At 43.4% G+C, this 22,334-nt stretch carries 18 protein-coding genes; 5 read left to right on the top strand and 13 right to left on the bottom strand.

Features of this window, described 5'->3' with window-relative positions:
* Positions 1-24 precede the first annotated feature (24 nt).
* Positions 25-1,260, bottom strand: a complete 1,236-nt coding sequence (locus BLQ60_RS06695) for an NADH:flavin oxidoreductase/NADH oxidase family protein (RefSeq protein ID WP_092617881.1) — start codon at positions 1,258-1,260, stop codon at positions 25-27.
* Positions 1,261-1,550: 290 nt separating this feature from the next.
* On the opposite strand from BLQ60_RS06695, the gene BLQ60_RS06690 reads away from it, so the two are divergent.
* Positions 1,551-2,813: a saccharopine dehydrogenase family protein gene (locus tag BLQ60_RS06690; protein ID WP_092617878.1), complete on the top strand. Its 1,263-nt coding sequence runs from the start codon at positions 1,551-1,553 to the stop codon at positions 2,811-2,813.
* 170 nt (positions 2,814-2,983) lie between these two features.
* Here BLQ60_RS06690 and BLQ60_RS06685 read toward each other — a convergent pair whose 3' ends face one another.
* The 10 genes from BLQ60_RS06685 to argC all read right to left on the bottom strand — a co-directional run bounded on the left by BLQ60_RS06685 (position 2,984) and on the right by argC (position 14,123).
* Positions 2,984-3,991, bottom strand: coding sequence for a M48 family metallopeptidase (locus tag BLQ60_RS06685; protein WP_092617875.1), 1,008 nt, complete (start codon positions 3,989-3,991; stop codon positions 2,984-2,986).
* Between the two features lie 40 nt (positions 3,992-4,031).
* Positions 4,032-5,141 (bottom strand): YjgN family protein, encoded by a 1,110-nt coding sequence (locus BLQ60_RS06680; RefSeq protein WP_171259069.1) that lies wholly within the window; start codon positions 5,139-5,141, stop codon positions 4,032-4,034.
* A 206-nt stretch (positions 5,142-5,347) separates the two neighbouring features.
* A complete protein-coding gene (fghA, locus tag BLQ60_RS06675) occupies positions 5,348-6,181 on the bottom strand; it encodes an S-formylglutathione hydrolase (protein ID WP_092618679.1) in 834 nt (277 codons plus the stop codon).
* 194 nt (positions 6,182-6,375) lie between these two features.
* The gene (locus tag BLQ60_RS06670; protein ID WP_092617869.1) at positions 6,376-7,833 is read right to left on the bottom strand and encodes a C13 family peptidase; all 1,458 of its coding nucleotides are present in this window, start codon (positions 7,831-7,833) and stop codon (positions 6,376-6,378) included.
* 343 nt (positions 7,834-8,176) lie between these two features.
* Positions 8,177-8,662, bottom strand: coding sequence for a ribosomal protein S18-alanine N-acetyltransferase (gene rimI / locus BLQ60_RS06665; RefSeq protein ID WP_092617866.1), 486 nt, complete (start codon positions 8,660-8,662; stop codon positions 8,177-8,179).
* 58 nt (positions 8,663-8,720) lie between these two features.
* On the bottom strand, positions 8,721-9,068 hold the full coding sequence (locus BLQ60_RS06660; RefSeq protein ID WP_171259068.1) for a YnfA family protein: 348 nt from the start codon (positions 9,066-9,068) through the stop codon (positions 8,721-8,723).
* A 101-nt stretch (positions 9,069-9,169) separates the two neighbouring features.
* Complete coding sequence (gene clpA, locus BLQ60_RS06655) at positions 9,170-11,446, bottom strand: ATP-dependent Clp protease ATP-binding subunit ClpA (protein ID WP_092617863.1); 2,277 nt, start codon at positions 11,444-11,446, stop codon at positions 9,170-9,172.
* Between the two features lie 11 nt (positions 11,447-11,457).
* Positions 11,458-11,925, bottom strand: coding sequence for an ATP-dependent Clp protease adapter ClpS (gene clpS, locus BLQ60_RS06650; RefSeq protein ID WP_244515978.1), 468 nt, complete (start codon positions 11,923-11,925; stop codon positions 11,458-11,460).
* A gap of 201 nt (positions 11,926-12,126) precedes the next feature.
* The gene (locus tag BLQ60_RS06645) at positions 12,127-12,900 is read right to left on the bottom strand and encodes a DUF6776 family protein (RefSeq protein ID WP_092617860.1); all 774 of its coding nucleotides are present in this window, start codon (positions 12,898-12,900) and stop codon (positions 12,127-12,129) included.
* A 161-nt stretch (positions 12,901-13,061) separates the two neighbouring features.
* Positions 13,062-14,123: an N-acetyl-gamma-glutamyl-phosphate reductase gene (gene argC / locus BLQ60_RS06640; RefSeq protein ID WP_092618671.1), complete on the bottom strand. Its 1,062-nt coding sequence runs from the start codon at positions 14,121-14,123 to the stop codon at positions 13,062-13,064.
* Between the two features lie 190 nt (positions 14,124-14,313).
* Here argC and BLQ60_RS06635 point away from each other — a divergent pair, with 190 nt between their 5' ends.
* Positions 14,314-15,783: a hypothetical protein gene (locus tag BLQ60_RS06635; protein WP_143005191.1), complete on the top strand. Its 1,470-nt coding sequence runs from the start codon at positions 14,314-14,316 to the stop codon at positions 15,781-15,783.
* 66 nt (positions 15,784-15,849) lie between these two features.
* Here the strand turns inward: BLQ60_RS06635 and BLQ60_RS06630 are convergent, their stop codons facing one another.
* Both BLQ60_RS06630 and rpiA read right to left on the bottom strand, forming a co-directional pair.
* On the bottom strand, positions 15,850-16,599 hold the full coding sequence (locus BLQ60_RS06630) for a M48 family metallopeptidase (protein WP_092617854.1): 750 nt from the start codon (positions 16,597-16,599) through the stop codon (positions 15,850-15,852).
* Between the two features lie 19 nt (positions 16,600-16,618).
* On the bottom strand, positions 16,619-17,290 hold the full coding sequence (gene rpiA, locus BLQ60_RS06625; RefSeq protein WP_092617851.1) for a ribose-5-phosphate isomerase RpiA: 672 nt from the start codon (positions 17,288-17,290) through the stop codon (positions 16,619-16,621).
* A gap of 118 nt (positions 17,291-17,408) precedes the next feature.
* On the opposite strand from rpiA, the gene ilvA reads away from it, so the two are divergent.
* From ilvA to BLQ60_RS06610, 3 genes are all read left to right on the top strand, one after another.
* Positions 17,409-18,971, top strand: a complete 1,563-nt coding sequence (ilvA, locus tag BLQ60_RS06620; protein ID WP_092617848.1) for a threonine ammonia-lyase, biosynthetic — start codon at positions 17,409-17,411, stop codon at positions 18,969-18,971.
* Positions 18,972-19,587: 616 nt separating this feature from the next.
* On the top strand, positions 19,588-21,498 hold the full coding sequence (locus BLQ60_RS06615) for an alkyl/aryl-sulfatase (RefSeq protein ID WP_092617845.1): 1,911 nt from the start codon (positions 19,588-19,590) through the stop codon (positions 21,496-21,498).
* Between the two features lie 217 nt (positions 21,499-21,715).
* Positions 21,716-22,294: a hypothetical protein gene (locus BLQ60_RS06610; protein WP_092617842.1), complete on the top strand. Its 579-nt coding sequence runs from the start codon at positions 21,716-21,718 to the stop codon at positions 22,292-22,294.
* The last annotated feature ends 40 nt before the right edge of the window (positions 22,295-22,334 follow it).

The following is a 22,334-nucleotide window of genomic DNA, read 5'->3' as shown; positions in this document are numbered from 1 at the left end:
AGATAATGAAAGGAATGCTTGAACTTATATCGTGGCACGACCTTGCATGCGATGGCGATATTGCTTAGTACGTTTGATCATTGCAAGCTGTTGTAAGATCAACGCCAAGATTGGTGAAACTTTGGGATTGGGCTGTTTGCCTTTGCTTAGTTTCCGCAGTTGATATTTCACCGTAGACATATTGGCTACCGATGCCAATGCTTTATTATCCCACTCAATCGGTTTCAGTTCAGGCGCAACGGGTTTTCCAGCTTTCCACGCATTGGGTAAATCAGGTGCGATCGCCAGCGCCGTACCAATACCAACCATTTCTACGCCACTATTCACCACCTCTTCTGCCACTTGCTGACGGCGAATACCGCCAGTCACCATGATCGGCATTTTGGCGATTTTACGAATTTCTGTCGCAAACTCTAAGAAATATGCTTCACGAGCCAGTGTCCGACCATCACGTGCCTGTCCTTGCATGGCAGGCGCTTCATAGCTTCCACCTGACAGTTCAACCAAATCTACAGGCAACTCGTTAAGCATTTCCACCACTTGTTTAGCATCTTCGGCGCTGAATCCACCACGTTGGAAATCTGCTGAATTGAGTTTTACAGCTACAGCAAAGGTGTTCGATACCACAGCTCGAACGGCTTTAACGATTTCAATCAAAAGTCGTGCACGATTTTCAAGTGAGCCACCCCATTGATCTTTACGCTGATTACTCAGTGGCGATAAAAATTGACTCAGTAAATAGCCATGTGCTGCATGGATTTCTACACCTGTAAAGCCTGCTTGCTCAGCAAGCTGAGCGGTACGTGCAAAGCGCTGAATCACTTCATCAATCATCGCTTGCGTCATCGCAATCGGTGTCGCAAATTTATCTGACATCTTGCCAAGATCAAGTGCTACAGCCGACGGTGCCCATGTATCTTGTCCCATATTGGATTGCATCTGACGCCCTGGATGATTGATCTGCATCCAAAACTGCGCACCTTTGGCACGACCGATCGTCGCCCATTGTTTAAACAGTTCTAAATATTCAGTATCTTCCAGCACTACGCCACCTGGTCCAGTCATGGCGCGACTATCAATCATCACATTACCTGTAATGATCAAGCCGATGCCACCATCAGCCCACGCATGATAAAGATTAAATAATTCTTGTGATGGTGCTTGTTCTTTATCTGCCATATTTTCTTCCATCGCCGCTTTGGCAAGACGATTGGGAATGACGGCGCCGTTCGGTAAGGTTAATGGCTCAAATATGTTCATGTTGATCACCTCTTTTGATCTTAGGTGCACTATATCTTTAAAGTTAACTTTAAGGTCAAGTGATTTTATTTACGGTTAAGCCACAATTTTGACAATTTATATTTTCATTTTTTTAAGCATGCGCCGTATACTCAATACAACTGAAATTGATTTTCTTTAAACAACAACACTGAGATTGAAGACGACCACGATTTAAATCGATTTGATTTAGATCGATTTAGAGACAAATTGATTTAAAAAATTTGATTTTGATTCAAGTGCTCATCCATGTTTCGAGCAGGAGTAACACCATGCCAACCACCTCATCCCCGCAGTATGATCTTGTCGTATTTGGTGCGACCAGCTTTGTCGGAAAAATCTTAACTGCCTATCTTGCCGAATATCTAAGCCAACAAGGAAGCACAGGCGAACAAATCACTTGGGCAATCGCAGGACGCTCACAAGCAAAACTAGATGCCCTCAAAAGTGACTTAGGTGCGCAGGGCAAAGACCTTGACACTATCATTGCTGATGTCAATGACGCCTCAGCCATCAAAGCACTCTGCGAGCAAACCCGAGTCGTAGTATCGACCGTGGGTCCTTATGCGCTGTATGGCGAAGCCATGATCAAAGCCTGCGTAGAAACAGGTACAGATTATTGTGACTTGACGGGTGAAACCCAGTGGATCAAGAAAATGATCGACAGCTATCAAGATCAAGCTGTGCAGTCTGGCGCACGCATTGTGCACTGCTGTGGATTTGATTCTGTACCATCTGATATGGGCGTTTACTTTTTACAACAGCAAGCACTAAAGCAGTGGCAAGCCCCAGCAACCCAAGTCAAAATGCGGGTCAAATCGCTCAAAGGCGGTGCATCAGGCGGTACAGTTGCCAGCCTAATCAATGTCATCCAAGAAGCGGCTGCCGACCCAGCGCTACGCAAAGAATTGGTTAATCCATATTTACTCACCCCAAAAAATCACGGCTTTAACGCACGCCAGCACTATGTCAAATCTGCCGAATTCGATCAGGATTTTGATGCATGGATTGCGCCATTTGTGATGTCTGCGGTGAATGAGCGGGTCGTTCATCGCTCGAATGCTTTAGCGGATAATGCTTACGGCGATCAATTCACCTATAACGAAGCAATGCTCACAGGTCACGGCTGGAAAGGTCGTAGCCGTGCTTATAGCTTGGTTGCGGGGCTCGGTGCATTTATGCTTGGTGCGGCCAATAAACGCAGTAGTCAACTGATGGAACGCTACCTCTTGCCAAAAGCTGGCGAAGGTCCGACACCAGAGCAACAGCGCACTGGTCGATTTGATTTGCGCTTTATCGGCAAGTCAGCAACGGGACAGATCATCCGCACCAAAGTCACAGGCGACCGTGATCCAGGCTACGGTTCAACAGGAAAAATGCTTGGGCAAGCAGCATTAAGTCTGGTACTCGACCATCATGATCAACAGCAAAAAACAGGACGTCAAGGCGGTTTTTGGACACCTGCCACCATGTTTGATCAACGCTATGTAGAGCGCCTCAAACAACATGCGGGTATCACCTTTGATGTGCTTTAAATTTGAAGTGCTTTAAGTTTAAATACTCTAATTTCTAAACACATTGAAATGTGATTTTAAGCATCTTCGATTGCCATTAAAAAAACGTCAGCTGATCTGACGTTTTTATTGCTGATTCAAGTTGTCTATTTTGTTTTGAATCGTCGATAAATGATCGACGATTCGATGAATTAGAGCTGTGCTTTCACTTGGGCGATACGCTCTGAGGTCGCAGGATGACTTTGTAAAAAGTCCAGCGAAGATGATTCTTCTTCATTTTCTTCACTCAGACGTTGCAGGAAATCCGCCAAATACTGCGGAGAAATACCCTGACGTTTTAATTCGTCAATCGCATGCTGATCGGCTTGCAGTTCAAACTTTTGTGAATATTGTGAGGACACCAGCGCCACAGGTAAACTACCAAACAAATCCGATGCATCGCCTGTAATCGACACATACAAAATCGAAATCCCTAGGCTTTGCAAACCTTGCTCTAGACTGTGCCGACCATCTAAATGCCCTTGCTCGTGCGCAAGTACCGCAAGTAGCTCCTGATCATTTTTCGCCAGTTTGACCAGTTCATCAGTTAAGATAATTCGACCATTTGGAATCGCTAAGGCATTGGCACCAATGCGATTTCCACCCTCTCTAAACAGAATTTTTGCAGGATATTTGGCATTGATTTTGGTGCGGTACATGACTTGGATCTGTTGCTGTCTGGCACGACTGATTTTACTTGGCTCAGTCAGTTCAATCAGATAATTTTCCGCTTGATCACCTAAGCGTTGCAAACTATCTCGAGGCATCTGCTGGGCAATGGTATGTGCTGCCAGCGGAATGCCCCAGCGGAAGGTCGAAAAGATCACTGCGATCGTCACTACTAGACTCAGCGCAATCCAGCGCCAGCTCGATTCAATCGCATGTACACGCTGTGATTGTTGTTTAGACTTGAGCTGAAGCCAGTCAGGTAGCTGCGCATCTAAAAACTCAATGCGTGCATCATTGGGTAATTCAATCGCAGGCAAAACTGCGCCGATCGGACCGATATAAAGCATATCATCATAGTGATACAGCTTTTGCTGTGCCGTATTTTGAGCATCTGTGTATTCAACCACTGCACCGCTGGCATGTGAGCGCAAGGTTGCCACATGCGCACGATTGATGATGCCGTCATAATATTTAATTGCGATTGATTGCATGAGCAACACCTAGTCTTATGTTGTGATTGCAAAGGGTGGATTACAAAGAAATGTCGATATCAAAAATATCCGCCAATTCTTCGCCAATGGCATTGTAATCTTCTTGCGCCATATTCATCAGCTCAGTCGGATCATCATAAAACACCACACTCAGCGACTCCATTTGATAGCGATAAATCCGCACTTGTGCCCATGCAAACAACAGCCCAACACTAAAAATAATGGCAAGATTATTACTCATCTTGATCCATGCAAACCGCCAAGGATTGACATCGGTTTTCATCTGGCTTTTGCCAATATTGACATGCGACCACGTGGCTTTAAACAGATAGCCTTGTACCAGTGGTGCAAGAAAAAAGATCGCCACGACATATAAACCCGCAGCAAAGACCATCAATAGTTCTTCTGCAATATTGAGAAAATAGCCTGCCACAATCAAACCGATCGCACCAAAAATTGCCACCATAAACATCACCATCGGCAACATCACCGCCGCAAAGAAATCTCCTGCATCGGCAGTCAGTTTGAATTGCAATTGTCCGATATAGAGATGATCTATTTGATAACGCTTAAACCACAGCAAGGCAATTGGATACAGCAAACCTGCACTAAACACAGTAATCAGCACACAGCCCAATGCCATCAGATAAGTCTGTTTCATATTGGCGGAAAAATAAAAACGGCTATTCTCATATTTACTATTGCGGGCATGAAAGCGCATACTTGAGCGAATCAGCCATGGAATCACCGCAATAAAAATAAAGAATAAAATCGCATTGAGCTCCACCGAAAGCTGTGACGATGCAGCAAAAATACCATACGCCGCCAATGCAATCAGACGCCCCACCAAGATCCGAGATGGCACACCAGTAAAATCAAATTTACGATTTTTTAAAAAGGTATTGCCATAAAAATAACGCAAACGGCGCACTTTTGCCCACGGTGCATAGAGGCTCAGCGTGATAATGGTTAAAAACAGATTGCTAATCCAAATCTTGAAATATTCAGTACCATTGCCCTTAAAGCCAAAGCGCCACGTCTGATGGATTTCCTGCTGAGAATGTTGCTGCGGTGCATCACTCCATGCGGGTGCGTTGTGCGGGTTTGTATCGGGCTGTGGATTCCATGCGGTTTGATTGTCGTTATTCATAAGCCCCTTCATTAATATTCATGCTGAGTTCTCTTGTTGTATTGCCGTTGCCCGCAACGATGCTGAACAACGAAATGATCCCAGCCCAACTTTGCCGAACTGGAAATTTAAAATTGTACTATAGCTTAAGGCTTGATTAAATCAGCAAAAATAAATCAACACATTCAATCAATTCAGCACTGACTTTAATTGTTTACTGTAATTGCTTATTGCAATTGTTTGGCATGATGGCGTAGATGATCATCAATAAAACTTTGAATAAAATAATAACCATGATCAAAGCCATCGTGGAAACGTAAGGTCAAGGCTTGACCGACTTGATCACAGGCTTGTTGCAACTTTTCAGGATGAAGCTGTTCATAAAACTGATCATCCAAACCTTGATCGACCAAAATATCGGAAAAATGCTTACCATTTTTCACGATTAACTGCGCACTGTCATGCGCAAACCACGCATGTTGATCGGCACCGAGATAGTGATGAAAGGCTTTTTCACCCCAAGGACAAATGCTCGGTGCAGAAATCGGTGCAAATGCCGACACAGATTTGAATTTCTCAGGAAATTTAAATGCCAAACTCAGCGCACCATGTCCGCCCATGCTATGCCCCATGATGCCAACCCGATCAGGATCGACAGCAAAATGTTCAATCACCAATGCATAGAGCTCATCGACGATATAGTCTTGCATTTGATAATGCTTCGACCACAACGGCTGTGTTGCATTCAGATAAAATCCTGCGCCCTGCCCAAGATCCCAATGCGCATCATCCATCACATCAGCGCCCCGGGGTGAAGTATCTGGTGTGATTAAAATAAAACCCATTTCATTTGCCAAACGCTGTGCATGTGCTTTGATGGCAAAGGTTTCTTCGGTGCAGGTCAATCCCGCCAAATAAAATAAGGTCGCACACGACTGCCCTTGCAAGGCTTTTTCAGGAAGATAAACACCAAACTTCATATCACACTGCACAGATTGCGCATCATGGCGGTAAAAGCGTTGTTCACCTGCAAAGCAGTGATGTTGTTGTAGTAATTCGATAGACACCTTATTCTCCATATGTTCAAAAACCGTGTGCCGATACAGGACAGTCAAATACACTTGTCATTTTGCACTGATTTTGCAAAAAAGGGATAAGGAAACTGTTAAAAATGTTTAGCGCTGTCCATTCTAGACTTGAGATTTGCCAGCAATCTACCTTGAGGGATTCGTCTTGAGGAATCCGTCTTAAAGAGTCAGCCTTGAGGATGCAGTTGCGGGGTCAAGTCTGGCTTGTTTTGATTTTTCGGTTTTGATGGCAAGATCACACCATCTTGCTTTGGCAAGGTCACAGTGGTTTTGGGAAATAAGCGCTGCTCAAGCTGTGGCAGCATCAGTTTCATATTGTCACCGATGACCCACTGTGGTTCGGATGGCTCAAAGCCTTGGGCTGCTTCCCATGTACCGACTGTCGACTTGGCTTGATCAAAAGCCTCTTTCAGATCAGTTTGCTCACGCATCGCCTCATCGAAAAATGCTCGACCAAAATAGGTATAATCCGCTTCATTACTACAGCCAAACGAGCTCTTATCCGCAGCAGATGCAGTAATGATCAAGGTATCAGGCGACTGTAGCGCAGGAATAAAACTGCCCGAATAACATGCAGAAATGACGATCACACGCCAGCGAATGCCCGAATTGTCGAGTGCTTCACGTAACCATTTTGGATTGATCGGATCCATGGCAATCGGTGCATTAGACAATTCAAATTGATTCACATCACCATGCGAGGTCATATATAAAAACAGCACATCATTTTCACGATTCATCACGCCACCGATGCGTGTCAGCGCACGTTCGATACTGGTCGGCGTTGCCATCGGCAATTGTTCGGTACTTTGATCATTATTTACTAAAGCAATCGAACGCCCAAAAGTGCCAAATCGGGTATCAAATTGCTCTTTGATCCGCTCCACTTCTGAGCGAAATACATCTTGATAACCAGCACCTGCAATCCCCAAGAAATACCACTGCGTATCAATAAAATTACTCGGTTGTAGATTTTGTAAGGCTTGATTTAACAGCTCAGACTGTGCATAAAGCGCCTTTTCAGAAATGGTCGGTTGGACTTCTGCTATTTTCCAAATCGGTTGGCTTTTTACAGAAGATTGCCACACCACCATGGTGAACAAGGTCGCAAACATGATCAGCAACAGTTCCCACCACGGCCATCTCAAGGTTCGAGCCAGCACCCAAACCACCGCCAAACTCTGCCAGACAAATAACGCCAGAAATAATTGCGGTAAAAAGCTATAGCTGAAATACGGCAGCAGATCGAGTTTGCCAAGATACTGCAAAAAACTTTGTAACAGTGCGACATGCACATCCAAAATCAGCCAAAGTAGCGCAGGCACCAGCATGATGCGTTGCAACTCAGTACGTTGTGACAGAAAAATCCCGACAATCAACGCCAAAAATGGCCACAGCAGATAACTGATCAAACCTTGCGGATTAAATTGTCCTTGCCCATCTGCCACAATCCAACTAAACAGCGAATTGGCAGCACAGCCAGCAATCACCCAGAATAAAAGCTGTAATGGCGTCGGTGCGACCCAAGACAAACTGCGCCGAGAACCAACAAATAGCCACATTCCTGCAATCAGATTATTTTTAAAATTCTGAAAGAAAAATGGTGTGGATTTAATCTCTTGCATAATTGACCAATTTGGGCCTCAGTGATGGGTGCGTAATCAAAATTGATACGCTTAACGACATATAATTGCCACAGTGTAAATGAAATCAGATAAAAAAGATAAAGTTATCACACTTATACAGACCAAAGCCCCATAACTGTAAAATTCTTGCAATATGACATTTCACACGAGCGTATAGTGTAAGTGGTTATTTTAATTTGACAATGCGAAAAGCCATCAACATAACAAATTGATAATGAATTTTTCTGATCAAGTGTTGCTTTGTATATCTTAAATGACAATTAATCACATCATTTTTTGAGTTTTTCGTTCTTTTTTATCAGCTTATTTCAACTCAAAATGGTTATTGATGAAATGAAAATGCATCTGCGCTGAGCATATTGACCATAATCACCGCATGCTCTTTTTGTCGATTTGGCGCTGGATAATAGTTTTTACGCAGATCAATTTGATGAAAACCGACTTTTTCATACAACGCAATTGCAGCGTAATTACTTTCACGAACTTCTAGAAAAATTTGTACACATGCATCGCCCAATCGCTCAATCGCATCATTGAGAAGCAAGGTACCTAAGCCCTGCCCGTGACACTTTGGATCAATCGCCATCAGTAATAAATTGGCTTCATCCAAGACTTTTTGCACAATACAAAAGCCAAGAATCTCACCATCTCGTTCTACTATAGTCGCTTGGTAACGCTGTACACTATCAGCGAACTGCGATGCAGTCCACGGATGAAATTGCACTTGCTGTTCTATCGCACAAACAGCATTAATATCGCTATCTTGCATCGTGCGGATTTGAATAGATGGATGATTTGAATTTTGCATAATGAATCGGCTTAAAAACATTTAAAAGCGAGAAAATATGAGGAAATATAAAGCGCAATCAGCGAATAAATGCGCTCGGCTGTAAAATAATCACCAAGGCACCGCAGACCACGATCGCACCACCACAAATGTCCCACCACGTCAGTGGCATTTGATCGACATAACGTAGCCAGATTAACGCCATCGCCACATAGATCCCGCCATAAGCTGCATAAACTCGACCGCTAGCGGTTGGATGTAAACTTAACAACCAAACAAAAATTGCTAAGCTCAACACAGTCGGCAACCACAGCCACGCCGACTTTTGTTCCCGTAAGATCAAATATGGCAGATAGCAACCGACAATTTCTGCGATCGCCGTACACACAAATAAGCCGAATGTGCTGAGTAGCTTCAGATAATCCACGAGATGTTATAGTCCAGCGTTGCAACCAAAATTTTTTACCAATAAAAAGCACACACTCGAAAGTCTGTGCTATTCAATTTTTAGCCTTTAAATTGAAAACCTTAAGCAGGTTCTGCGCTATGGTCTTCGATCACTTCGAGCTTTAAGCCATCCTGATCGCTGTCTTTGCCATGTACAGTGACACTCACAATACCACCATCAATTAACGCACCAAACAGAATCATTTCTGCCAATGGCTTTTTCAATTGATCTTGGATCAGACGCTGCATTGGACGAGCACCCATCAGGCGATCATACCCACGCTCTGCGAGCCAATCACGAGCATCTTGATCGACTTCGAGCACCACTTTTTTATCATCCAGTTGTGCTTGGAGCTCAGTCAAGAATTTATCCACCACAGAATCAATCACTGTGGTTGGCAAGGCTTTAAACTGAATCACGCCATCCAGACGGTTACGGAATTCAGGGGTAAAGGCACGTTTCATCGCTTCTTGATTGTCTGCGCTGTTGTCCTGTTCAGTGAAGCCAATACTGGTTCGGGTAATACTTTCTGCACCAATATTGGTGGTCATTACCAACACCACATTTCTAAAGTCGGATTTACGCCCATTATTATCGGTCAATGTGCCATGATCCATAACTTGCAACAACAAGTTAAAGACTTCTGGATGCGCTTTTTCAATCTCATCAAGTAGCAATACGCAATGAGGCGTTTTATTAATCGCATCAGTGAGTAGACCACCTTGATCAAAACCAACATAGCCTGGAGGTGCACCGATCAAACGAGAAACCGCATGACGCTCCATATACTCAGACATATCAAAACGTACCAGCTCGACACCTAAAATTTTGGCAAGCTGACGCGTTACTTCGGTTTTACCAACACCTGTTGGTCCTGCAAAAATGAAGCTACCAATTGGCTTATCAGGCGATTTCAAACCTGCACGAGACAGTTTGATCGCCGCAGACAATGCACTAATCGCTTCATCTTGACCAAAGACCACACGTTTCAGATCACGCTCTAAGAACTCAAGCACCGACTTATCATCTTTAGACACAGTTTTCGGTGGGATACGAGCAATTTTCGCCACGATATCTTCGATCTCTGCCAAGCCGATTTGCTTTTCTTCACCATCGGCATGTAGCCGTTGCTGTGCCCCAGCCTCATCAATCACATCAATGGCTTTGTCTGGTAAAAAGCGTTCATGAATATATTTCGCTGATAGCTCAACCGCCGCCTGAATCGCTTCATCATCATATTTAACATGATGAAATTCTTCAAATTTCGGTTTAAGTCCTTTCAAAATATCAATCGTTTCTGCAATCGTAGGCTCGACAATATCAATCTTTTGGAAGCGACGTGAAAGCGCATGATCTTTTTCAAAGACTTGGCGATATTCTTGGAAAGTCGTTGAACCAATGCAACGCAATGAACCATTTGCCAAGGCGGGCTTGATCAAATTCGATGCATCCATGGTACTGCCCATACTCGAGCCTGCCCCGATGATCATGTGAATTTCATCAATAAATAAAATCGCATGTGGCTTTTTCTTCAAGGCATTGAGCAATTGTTTTAAGCGTTTTTCAAAATCACCACGATATTTCGTCCCTGCAACCAACGCACCAATGTCTAAGCTATACACTTCGGCATCAGCAAGTGGCTTCGGTGCCTGACCTTTGACGATCAGCCACGCTAAACCTTCAGCGATCGAGGTTTTACCTACCCCTGGATCACCGACCAGTAATGGGTTATTTTTGCGTCGACGGCAAAGGATCTGTGCAGTCCGTTCAATTTCTTTTTGACGACCAATCAGCGGATCAGTTTTACCTGCTTGTGCTTCTTGGTTAAGATTGACCGTGTACAGCTCAAGTGGGCCTGCATTGCTTGCGCTACTGCCATTTTCCGAATCCGTGTCCTCTGTTTCTTCTTCAGAAGCATTGATTTCTTTGTGCGCACCATGCGAGAGATATTGAGTCAGATTCAAGCGATTGATTTGTTGACGCTTGAGCAAATACACCGCAAACGCATCACGCTCGGAGTACATCGCCACCAAGACGTCCGCACCTTCGACCGCACGATCGCCACCGCTAGATTGCACATGGAAAATTGAGCGTTGTAAAATCCGATCAAAGCTCTCTGTTGGATGCGGTGCTTGATCGGTATCTTCAGGCAGTTTTGGGGTATGTAGATCGATATATTCTTCGAGCTCTTTACGCAAGGATACAATGTCGCCACCGCAGGCTTTGAGCGCATTGACAGCGGAATCGTTATCTAGCAAGGCGAGCAAGAGGTGCTCTACTGTAAGGAACTCGTGTCGTTTTTGACGAGCCATGCTCACAGCCAAGCGTAGGGAAACTTCTAAATGACGACTGAGCATGATGATGACCTCTATTCTTGTGGCTCTATCTGACAAAGCAAGGGATGTCCTTGCGATCGAGCATAGTTATTCACTTGGTTGGCTTTGGTCTCAGCAATATCTCGAGGATATATGCCTGCAGTACCTTTACCCTCATGATGTACCTGTAGCATTACTTGGGTGGCTCGGTCAAGGTCTAATGCAAAATATTGTTGTAAAATTTCAATGACAAAGTCCATCGGCGTATAGTCATCATTCAACAAAACCACCGCATATTGTGGCGGTCTTTTCAACTTTGGTGGTGCGAGCAGGACTGTGGTTGAGTGCTGACCATCATCTGGATGCTCCTCATCATGCGCAAAGACAGGATGTGTAGTCTGCGCATGCTGTGGATTGGGCAAATGCCAATCCATACTACCCATTTGTGCAAAACGCTGGCGCATCACCTCTTTTGTCAGTTGGGTAGATTTTCGACCAGATTTGGCGGAAAAATTTGTCATAATACCGTTTCTTTTATTCCAATCATTGTGGTGAGCATCAATTGTGCCAACACACATTAAAAAAAACATCTCGTTAAAACATCTCATTAAAAAAGTTGATCAAAAAGCACACCGAAAAAATCAAAACGCTGTTTTATCGCAGTACCATTTTTATCACTGTGTCATTCTACAGGAGCAAGATGATCATTTTAAGACGTGTTGTTAATCTGCATCCGCTTGCGTTTGCGGAATTTCACCCAAGAATGCTGACGATGCCACATCTTTTGCCCCACGGCGCCATGCAAAACGTTGAATAACCTTTTCACCCGAACCGCTCAATTGGATTTCAATATACTGCGGGGTAAAGCCACTTGGCATCGTCCAGCGCCCTGTCAACCGCTCAAAGTTATCAAAATTAAAATTGGCGCTTTCTAGCGGCACCACCAAAATTTCACCACCATTGATCAAGCGCATCTCAATACGCCCAACCGCACGGCGCTTACTCGGACTGACTTGCACCAAGTCCAGCACATATTCATAGGCATTGCTTGGTAAAGGCTTAATTTTGATATTTTGAATGGTCAGACTCAGTCCGCCACGTTCACGCAACTTTTCACGATAGGTGGTACTCAGTGCATCGGCATGCGATTTGTCTTGATTGGCAAGTCCTAGTGCCTCATTGAGCTCTTTGGCATTTTGAATCGCCACATCCCGCTCTTGCGTTGAAGTATTCAAACTGACACTCACCGCATCTAATGCAGACTTCTGTTTTGCAACGATTTCAGCGAGCTCTTGCGCATCTTGATCAAAGCCAACCACGGTCAAGCCTTGCTTATGCCCCACTGTATAGCCCAAGGCAAAACCACCACCCGCCAAAGCAATCGCCGCCATAAGTATCGACGACTGCGACTTCCAAAATGGCTTTTTCTTCACAGGAGCACTTTGCGGATTAGGCGGTGTTTCAGGATTGGGTGGCGTTTGTTCTGAATGATCCATAACAATGAGATGCTCAAAAGTCGAAATAGTAATTAGCGAAATGGGTTAGCTATTTTTAGCAAAAATAAGCCATTTGATTTTCAAGCCATTGCTCAAAAGGACAACTTGAAAGTTCAAATTGCTTGCTATTATGCCGATTTACACAAACATTGAAAGTAGTTTTACGGTAAAAGTCCAATCGACTGTAGCCCTAAACCTTCCTCTAAACCAAACATGATGTTCATATTTTGGATCGCTTGACCCGATGCACCTTTGACCAAATTATCCTGTGCAACCACGATCACTAAACGCTTTGGACTTGGTTGATAAAGTGCAATGCGTAGATAATTGGCGCCACGTACACTACGTGTTTCAGGCTGACTGCCCGCTGGCATCACATCGACAAAGGCTTCATCTTGATAAAATTGCTCAAACAATGTTTGTAGATCTGCCTGCTGACCCGCATCCGTCAGATTGACATAAATAGTGCTGAGCATGCCACGAATCATCGGCACCAAATGTGGCACAAAGGTCAGACTCTCAAAAGCACCCTTTTGCCCTGAAATATTTTCTAAGGCTTCCACGATCTCAGGATGATGACGATGCCCAGCCACGCCATAGGCTTTGAAATTGTCGGTATTTTCAGTATAGATCATGCCCATACTAGCTTTACGCCCTGCACCAGATACGCCTGATTTGGCATCGACGATAATATTTTCAAACGAAATTAAAGATTGTTCAGACTTTAACTCAGTTTTTAACAGTGGTGCTAAACCAAGCTGAACTGTGGTTGGGTAGCATCCTGGATTACCCACCACAGACGCAGTTTTGATTTTTTCACGATTCAGTTCAGACAAACCATAGGCAGATTGTTTTAATAATTCTGGGCAATCATGTTGCATGCCGTACCATTTTTCAAATTGCGCCAAATCTTGCAAACGAAAATCTGCGGCTAAGTCGATGACCTTAACACCCGCATCAACCAAGTCTTGAGCATGTTTCATCGCTACGCCATGCGGCGTCGCAAAAAATACCACATCACAAGTTTTCAACTCTGCAATATCTAAAGGGCTAAACGCCAAATCCAATACGCCACGCAGACTCGGAAACATTTCCGCAACTTTGACACCTGCTTCGGTACGCGAGGTGAGCATTTTGATTCGAGCTTGTGGATGCTGTAATAACAAACGGATTAATTCAATCCCTGTATAGCCTGTACCACCTACAATACCCACATTAATCACAGCGCTTACCTCATCTTTGGTGTTGTGTTTTGCTTGAACAGCGTAGTATGACAAAATTTCGCAAGAAACAAAATCAAGGATTGGACTAGACGAATAGTTTTTTTTACTTTTTAATACTGCCATAAGGATTTTTACATAAAAGCAATGGAGCGCGCGGATGCCTTCGAAAACAACAAAAGATGTAATGACGATGTCCTCACTACGTCATTTAAGTATCGCCCTGTGCTGTGCCACACTGATGGCATGTGGTGGTGGCGGTTCTGGCACCTCACGGAGTCAGGATAATTCTACTGACACCGAACAGCCTGCAGAAGATACCGTCAGCATGAATGTGCTGATACCCATGCATGTCAAAAATGCCACACTCAAAGTGTATCTGGCTGGAAAGTCTGATCCAATCTATAGTCAGTCAAATTTTACTGGTTTTGAGACAGCAGACATTGACGTTGCACAATCCGAGCTGAATAAAGTGCTGGTGGTTGAGCTGATCGGCAATGATAGTAGCACCATGTTTGACCCAATTAAGCAAACTGATGTGCCCTTCCAAGGGACATTGCATGCGGTCAACACCATGAAAAATAATTTAAGTATTGTGTTGTCCCCGCTTTCAGAAGCGGTCTATCAACGGACCATCTTGCGTGCTGGCAATTTGGATTTTAGTGCGCCCGATTGGGATTTGATTGAATCAAAACACATTAGTAAATCCGTGACTGAGGTTAATACCGTTTTTAATCAGGCATTTAACCTGACCAATTTCACCAAATTTAGCCATAGTCAAAGTATCAGGGCGCTCAGCTATGATTCCAAAAATGAAAAGAACTACGTCAATACCATGCTGGGGCTTGGCATGCTCAACCTCTGGCAACAGCGCTATCCCAATAGTGTGAATAATTATGTTGAACTTGCCACCAATATCGGGATCGATTTACGTGATGGCTCTTTAGATGGGCGCACGATTCAAGGCGATGACAGCACCTTTCAAAAATTGGTGGATGCGCCGAGAAATACCGATCCAAGCAAGAATAGCCTTGAGGACATCGGTGCAGTCCAAGCAACGATTCGGCGTAGCTTTGGCGAAGATTTAAAACAAGCCACTTTAGACTACGCCACACAAAGTTATCAACAAATTACCAATACGGATGGTTTTGAACTACTGAGCGATATGGATTATTACCAAACTGAGATTTTTGGCAACTCGAGCACCATCTACCGCTGGTTTGGTGCGGGTGACTATCGTCCTGCGTTTGGCTTTACAGGGAATGCAACTTGCACCAGCAGTGCTTATCCATGTCTACAAGGACTCAACGCCGATGATACAGGCACAGAGCGCAGCCAAATCGAATACTTGATTGGCACGCACAAGGTACAAAACTGTCAGATCGAAATCCTAGCCAGTGGTGACGTGACGCTCAGCAAAGGCAATAAAGTCATCATTGGACAAATCAACCGTGACCAAAGTGATAACTTACTTCGCCTAGATACAGCAACGCAATCGTATCTGCTCAATATCGGTGCTGGCGAAATCATTCCGCCTCACTTTATCCAGCTCGAAGTGAAAAATGCGCAGATCGTCGATGCGCATACGGGCAATAGTCAAAATAAATTCCCATCATTACAGGATTTAAGTTTTGACGATGATGATATTCAGTCTTGTAGTTAAAATCTTTAAACTTTTTTCATACTAGCAATCATCAATGCATTGATGATTGCTTTTTTCTTTAGCCGTTTATGCGCTCCACCAATGCGGTAAGCGATATTGTTTGAGGTTTTTTTGCTTTTGTTTTGCTTGTGGACACCACAGCTCAAGTTGTTGCCAAAAACTGGCTTGATGATGCATGTGAATCGTATGCGCAAGCTCATGCAAAATCACATATTCCGCACTCTCTAATGGCATCAGCAATAATCCCGCATGGAGCATGATACGTTGATCACTACTACAACTGCCCCAGCGGGTTTTGGCTTTACTAATACGCAGTGCATTGACCTTGCGCTGATGCATTTTGGCAAAGGAATATAACGGCTCGGGTAAAATCTGCTTGGCAAATTGAAATATAAACTGAGTTAATGCTTTCTCGGCATGATCCGCATTGACGATTAAACGTGATTCGTTTTCCGACCATTTAAACGCACGGGTCATATCTTGATAGTCAACACGAATGGTCTTCGGGAAAAAGTTTACATGCAAAGTCGTTGGTAATTCTATTTGCGCAAATTGTTCTGCCTTTTGCGAAATGAGTAATTGTTGTTTTTGCCATGTCTGTTCCAGCCAGCTTTGACTCTGCGCCAGAAAATCTTGCACCTGACGTTTAGTCGCATACGGCGGCACAGTCAGCCGAATGCCTTGCGCTGAAACAGCCAGTTTCAGACGCTTGGCACGCGCATGTCTAACCATGTGAATTTCTGGCAAGGTGCTAAAAACCTGAGCGTGGCTTTGATTTCGGCGCTGATTTAGGCTTGGATTTAGAATGTCAAACATTCGCTATGTCGCAGTACAGTTATTCGGGTTTTCTGACTTCAATGCCGTTGTCCGTCGCCACAATGGCAATGTTCGCTGCATTTTGTGCAAAGATACCATTAGTCACCACACCTGGAATATTATTGATGGTGAGTTCTAGTTCTAAGGCATTGAGAATATTTAAGTTATACACATCCAAAATCACATTACCATTATCCGTCACCACACCTTCACGATATGCAGGATCACCACCCAATGTCACCAATTTACGTGCAACCGCCGAGCGTGCCATCGGAATCACTTCCACAGGTAACGGAAACTCACGACCAAGCTGTGTCACCCATTTTGAATCATCGACAATACAGATAAACTGCTTTGCGGTAGATGCTACGATTTTTTCACGGGTTAGCGCCGCACCGCCACCTTTGATCATATGCAGATGACGATCAATCTCATCGGCGCCATCCACATAAGCATCCAAACCGCCAACATGATTGAGATCGACCACTTCTATGCCGAGCTTTTTCAGGCGTTCTTCGGTCGCTTTCGAGCTCGACACAGCCGCTTCAAGTTGTAACTCTGGCAATAAATCAATCAAAAAATTGACGGTGCTGCCTGTGCCCACTCCTAAGATGCCACCTTTTGGCAGGTGCTGAATAGCAGCTTCTGCGGCTGCACGTTTTTTGTCATCTTGCGACGCATATAAAGTCATCTTGAGTCTCTGCTACATGATTTGCGATTGGATTTTAGAATTCTAGCAAATCTTCAGCGCAATGAACTCTGATTTGCTACAATGGCGCATATTTTACTGTTAAATTTGGAAGAATGTCATGCTGTCTCGTTGGGTTAGACAAATTTTACAAGCAACTGTTTATGATGTTGCCATCGAATCCCCACTCGAGATTGCTCCGAAAATTAGCCAAAGACTGAATAACAACATTCGCTTTAAACGTGAAGATTTACAACCAGTTTTTTCATTTAAGTTGCGTGGCGCATACAATCGCATCAGCCAATTGCCAAAATCACAACTGGATAAAGGTGTGATCTGCGCTTCAGCAGGTAACCATGCGCAAGGCGTAGCGCTATCTGGTCAGAAGCTCGGTATTCCTGCGATCATCGTCATGCCAACCACCACACCCGACATCAAAGTCGAAGCGGTGAAGCGTCTTGGTGGTACCGTGGTTTTGCATGGTGATAGCTTTGATATTTCTAATAAATATGCCAAGCAACGTGCGGAAGATGATGGACTGACCTTTATCCCACCCTATGATGATGAACTGGTCATCGCAGGACAAGGCACCATTGCCAACGAACTGATCCGTCAGTGGCGTGATGTGGATTACGTTTTCGTCGCTGTCGGTGGTGGTGGTCTGATCGCTGGTGTGGCAGCTTATCTTGGTGATGTTGCGCCGCATGTCAAAGTCGTTGCAGTGGAATATGAAGAATCCGCATGTTTAAAACTCGCGCTTGAAACAGGACAACGCGCCATTTTACCGCATGTCGGTTTATTCGCAGATGGTACAGCGGTTGCGCAGATTGGTGAATTGCCGTTTGAAGTCTTGCAATTGGATAAATCTGATGGTTCAGGAAAGATCATTGAGCCTGACGTTGTGACCGTGAATACCGATGAAATCTGTGCGGCGATCAAAGATACTTATGATGAAAATCGCAGTATCGTTGAACCATCAGGTGCGATGGCGCTGGCTGGAATTAAAAAATACGTGGCACAGCATAAAATTGAAAATAAAAATATGGTGTCGATCGTTTGCGGTGCCAATATGAATTTTGATCGCCTACGCTTTATTGCTGAGCGCACTGAGCTTGGTGAACATCGTGAAGCAGTCTATGCCGTGACATTACCTGAGCAAAAAGGTGCATTCCTAGCTTTCTGTCGTGCCTTGCAAGGTCGTAATATTACCGAATTTAACTATCGCTACAACGGCAGTGAAAAGGCGCAAGTCTTCGTCGGTATTAGCCTGAAAAATGGCGACATCGAACGTCAAGAAATCTTCGAGCAACTGCAAGCCGATTATCAAGTGGTGGATTTATCTGATGATGAAATTGCCAAATTGCATATTCGTTATTTGATCGGTGGTCACGGTCATTTGCCTGATGAACGCTTGTTCCGTGTATCGTTTCCTGAGCGCCCAGGTGCGTTACTCCGCTTCTTAGAAAGTCTGGGGCCTGAACATAATATTAGCCTATTCCACTATCGTAATCATGGTGCGGCAGAAGGTCGTGTACTCATGGGACTTCAAGCAGGTAAAAACTCACATCAAACCGCAACTCAAGAAAATGAAGCTCAAGACAGCTTGCTCAAGACTTTGGAACAGATCAATTATCCATTTGAGGAAATCACTCATAATTTGGGTTATCAATTATTTTTAAAGTAAGTAGTTGAGTACCAAGATTCACATCTTTCAAAAGCAAACAAAGCATAGGCAACTTCACCCCATTCGACTCCAACTCGAATGGGTTTAATGATACCCCAATTAAATTTAATTGAACTAACAATAGAATCCACCTTATTAAAAATGGTGACATATGAGTATTTCTAAGATTAAAAAAATAGCCAACCATCATGCTACTTTGCATCATAATTTTTTAATAACAATTGTACGCCTGCTTTTATATCCCATATAAGGATTTGTCTTTATTTCCGAGCACCGATAACACGGAACTTATATTTTTTTTAGAAAATTTAAAAAGTGATTATTATATGGTTAAAATCAACACCTTACACTTTAAAGTATTTAAAAAAGTCAAGATTAATAAATTTAATTAATTTACAATTAAATCAATTAATTAGAATAAAACCCTATTAACTACGACTAATTTATTATGAAATATTCTGAGATTAAACACATAAAAATATAGAAAGATGCTATAAATATACACAAGGTACAACCTTACATAGAATCACTTACGAAGTTTACAAAAAGGGTGGAATATCGATATGGTAAAAAACACAACGTTCTCCTAGCAATACTCACTACAACATCATTATTTGTGAGTGCAGATAGTTTGGCGCAAGGTCAAGCAACTGCTGCGACCATTAAAGCAAATAATGAGGTAATTCGTAGCCTACCTTTTAACGATACTGAAGATTTTAAAGATGCCACAAGAGGGCTTATCGATAAGCCTGAGTCACTGATTATCAAGGATGCCAAGGGCAATGTCGTGTGGGATATGGATAGCTATACCAAATTTATTGGAATGGACAAGCCTGCACCCGCCACAGTGAACCCGAGTTTATGGCGTAATGCACAGCTCAACGTCCAATATGGTCTGTTCAAAGTGACCGACAATATTTTCCAGGTGCGTGGTTATGATATTTCTAATATTACCTTTGTCAAAGGGAAAACTGGCTGGATTGTATTTGATCCAGGCACAGCATCTGAAACAGCGAAAGCCGCCTATGACTTAGTGACAAAAAATTTAGGCAAACGTCCGATTAAAGCAGTCATTTATAGTCACTCCCATGTCGATCACTACGCTGGTGTCAAAGGGATCGTTGATGAAGCTGATGTAAAGTCTGGTAAGGTAAAAATCATTGCGCCAGAAGGATTCTTGGAGCACGCTGTTAGCGAAATGGTCATTGCAGGTAATGCAATGAGCCGTCGTGCGATTTTCATGTATGGCGCACTATTGCCACGAAGCGCAACTGGCGGCGTCAACGCAGGTTTGGGACAGACCAATCCAGTCGGTAACGTGACTCTAATTGCACCAACAGACACCATCAAAAAAACAGGCGAAACCATGACTGTTGATGGCGTTAAAATGGAATTCCAAATGACACCAGGTACCGAAGCACCTGCCGAGATGAATACATGGTTCCCTGAGTGGAACGCACTATGGATGGCTGAAAATACAACCAATACCATGCATAACGTCTTAACATTACGTGGTGCACAAGTCCGTGATCCACTGGTATGGTCAAAATACTTAAATGAAACCATCGACATGTATGGCAAAGATGTCCAAGTAAAATTCCAGAGTCACCACTGGCCAATGTGGGGTAATGAAAAAGTTGTAGATTACTTCAAAAAACAACGTGATGTTTATAAGTATACTCACGATCAATCTGTCAATCTTCTGAACAAAGGATATACCAGTAAAGAAATCTCCGAAATGATTCATCTGCCTGATGAACTTGATAAGTTCTGGCCAAATCGCGGCTATTACGGAACGCTTCGACATAATTCACGCGCAGTTTATCAGCGCTACATGGGTTGGTATGACGCAAACCCATCCAGTCTGAATGACCTCCCTCCTGCTGATGCTGCAAAAAAATACGTGGAATATATGGGCGGTGCAAGTGCAGTAATGAGCAAAGCGAAAGCCGACTATGATAAAGGTGAATACCGCTGGGTAGCTGAGGCGCTCAAACAAGTTGTCTTTGCTGATCCGAATAATACTGCTGCCAAAAACCTACTTGCCGATGCATATGAACAACTTGGATTCCAAGCAGAAGCGGGTACTTGGCGCTCAGTATATCTTGAAGGGGCGTATGAACTGCGCAACGGCACACCAATCTCTGGCGGGGTAAGCTCATCTAGCCCTGATACCATTAGCGCCATGACACCAGATATGCTATTTGACTATCTAGCAGTGCGTCTAAATGGACCTAAAGCAGCAGGTAAAAAGATGTATTTCAACATCGAATTCCCTGATCTAAAAGAAAACTACGGTTTGTCTTTGGAAAATGCGGTATTGAATTATGGTAAAGAAGTTGAATCACCGACAGCAACTTTGGTCTTGGACAAATCCACATTAGACGATATCCAAAACGGTAAACTCACCCTTGCTCAAGCTGCTCAGAATGGCTCATTGAAGATTAGTGGTGATGCGAATGCATTTCAGGAATTCCTTGGAATGTTAGATACCTTCCCGTTCTTATTTAATATCGTGACGCCTTAAACATCCGCAGTAAAAGAGTCATTGTCATAATGACTCTTTTACATTTTAGTTTTTTTAAATATGAGAGCTGTTGACATTTCAGCACACCAAAACAACATGCACTGTGTAGAATCAATCACCATTAAAAATGGTTTACACAAATTGATGTACAAATCTTGTGTGTATTGTATTTTTTTGTTAACTTAAAATAAATTCAAATGACTTCATATTTTTTCTAATGAACTTTAAAATTATTTTTATCCTGCTTTGCTTAGTTGCGCTTGGGGTTTATGGTTATCCAAAATACAAGTTAATTCAACAAGAAAAGCAAATTCATAAAAGCAACATCGCTATTCCAAGTGGTTCTGCTGTGCAACGTTTAATGCCCTTTCTTGATCATCAGTCCAAAGCGGAGTTTTACAATCAATATCCGATTTTCTCAATCGACATTCGTTTGGTTGATTACGAACAAACTGACGCACCTGAAGGATCATCTGCATTTTTAAAGAAATTTAGCTGTGGTACATTAAATGGACTTAAAACAAACACAGCGCTGTACCGTAATGCTGCGCTCAACGTCAATGAAAAAGATGCTGTTGAATTTCAATACTTTATCAAAAATAATCTTGGACAGACCATCCTACAGGTCTCACAGAAAATGGATCAATGCGACAATATTGACGAGCTCCGTGCCATCAAAGACTCTAAGTTTGAGCCGAAAACATTAGAGGAAGTACAGGCGAATCAGCCGCAACCAAATGCCCAAGGCTTAGCCGAAGCTGAGGCAAGAAACCGACAAGAAGAACGTGGCTTTTAGTCAACTTGGCTTTTAATCAATGTGGATGAGCAATATTAAG

The sequence above is a fragment of the Acinetobacter marinus genome, from assembly GCF_900096915.1.
Classification (GTDB): Bacteria; Pseudomonadota; Gammaproteobacteria; order Pseudomonadales; family Moraxellaceae; genus Acinetobacter; species Acinetobacter marinus.
The sequence above is the reverse complement of the archived record's forward strand: the minus strand, read 5'-3'. Positions and strand labels throughout refer to the sequence as shown.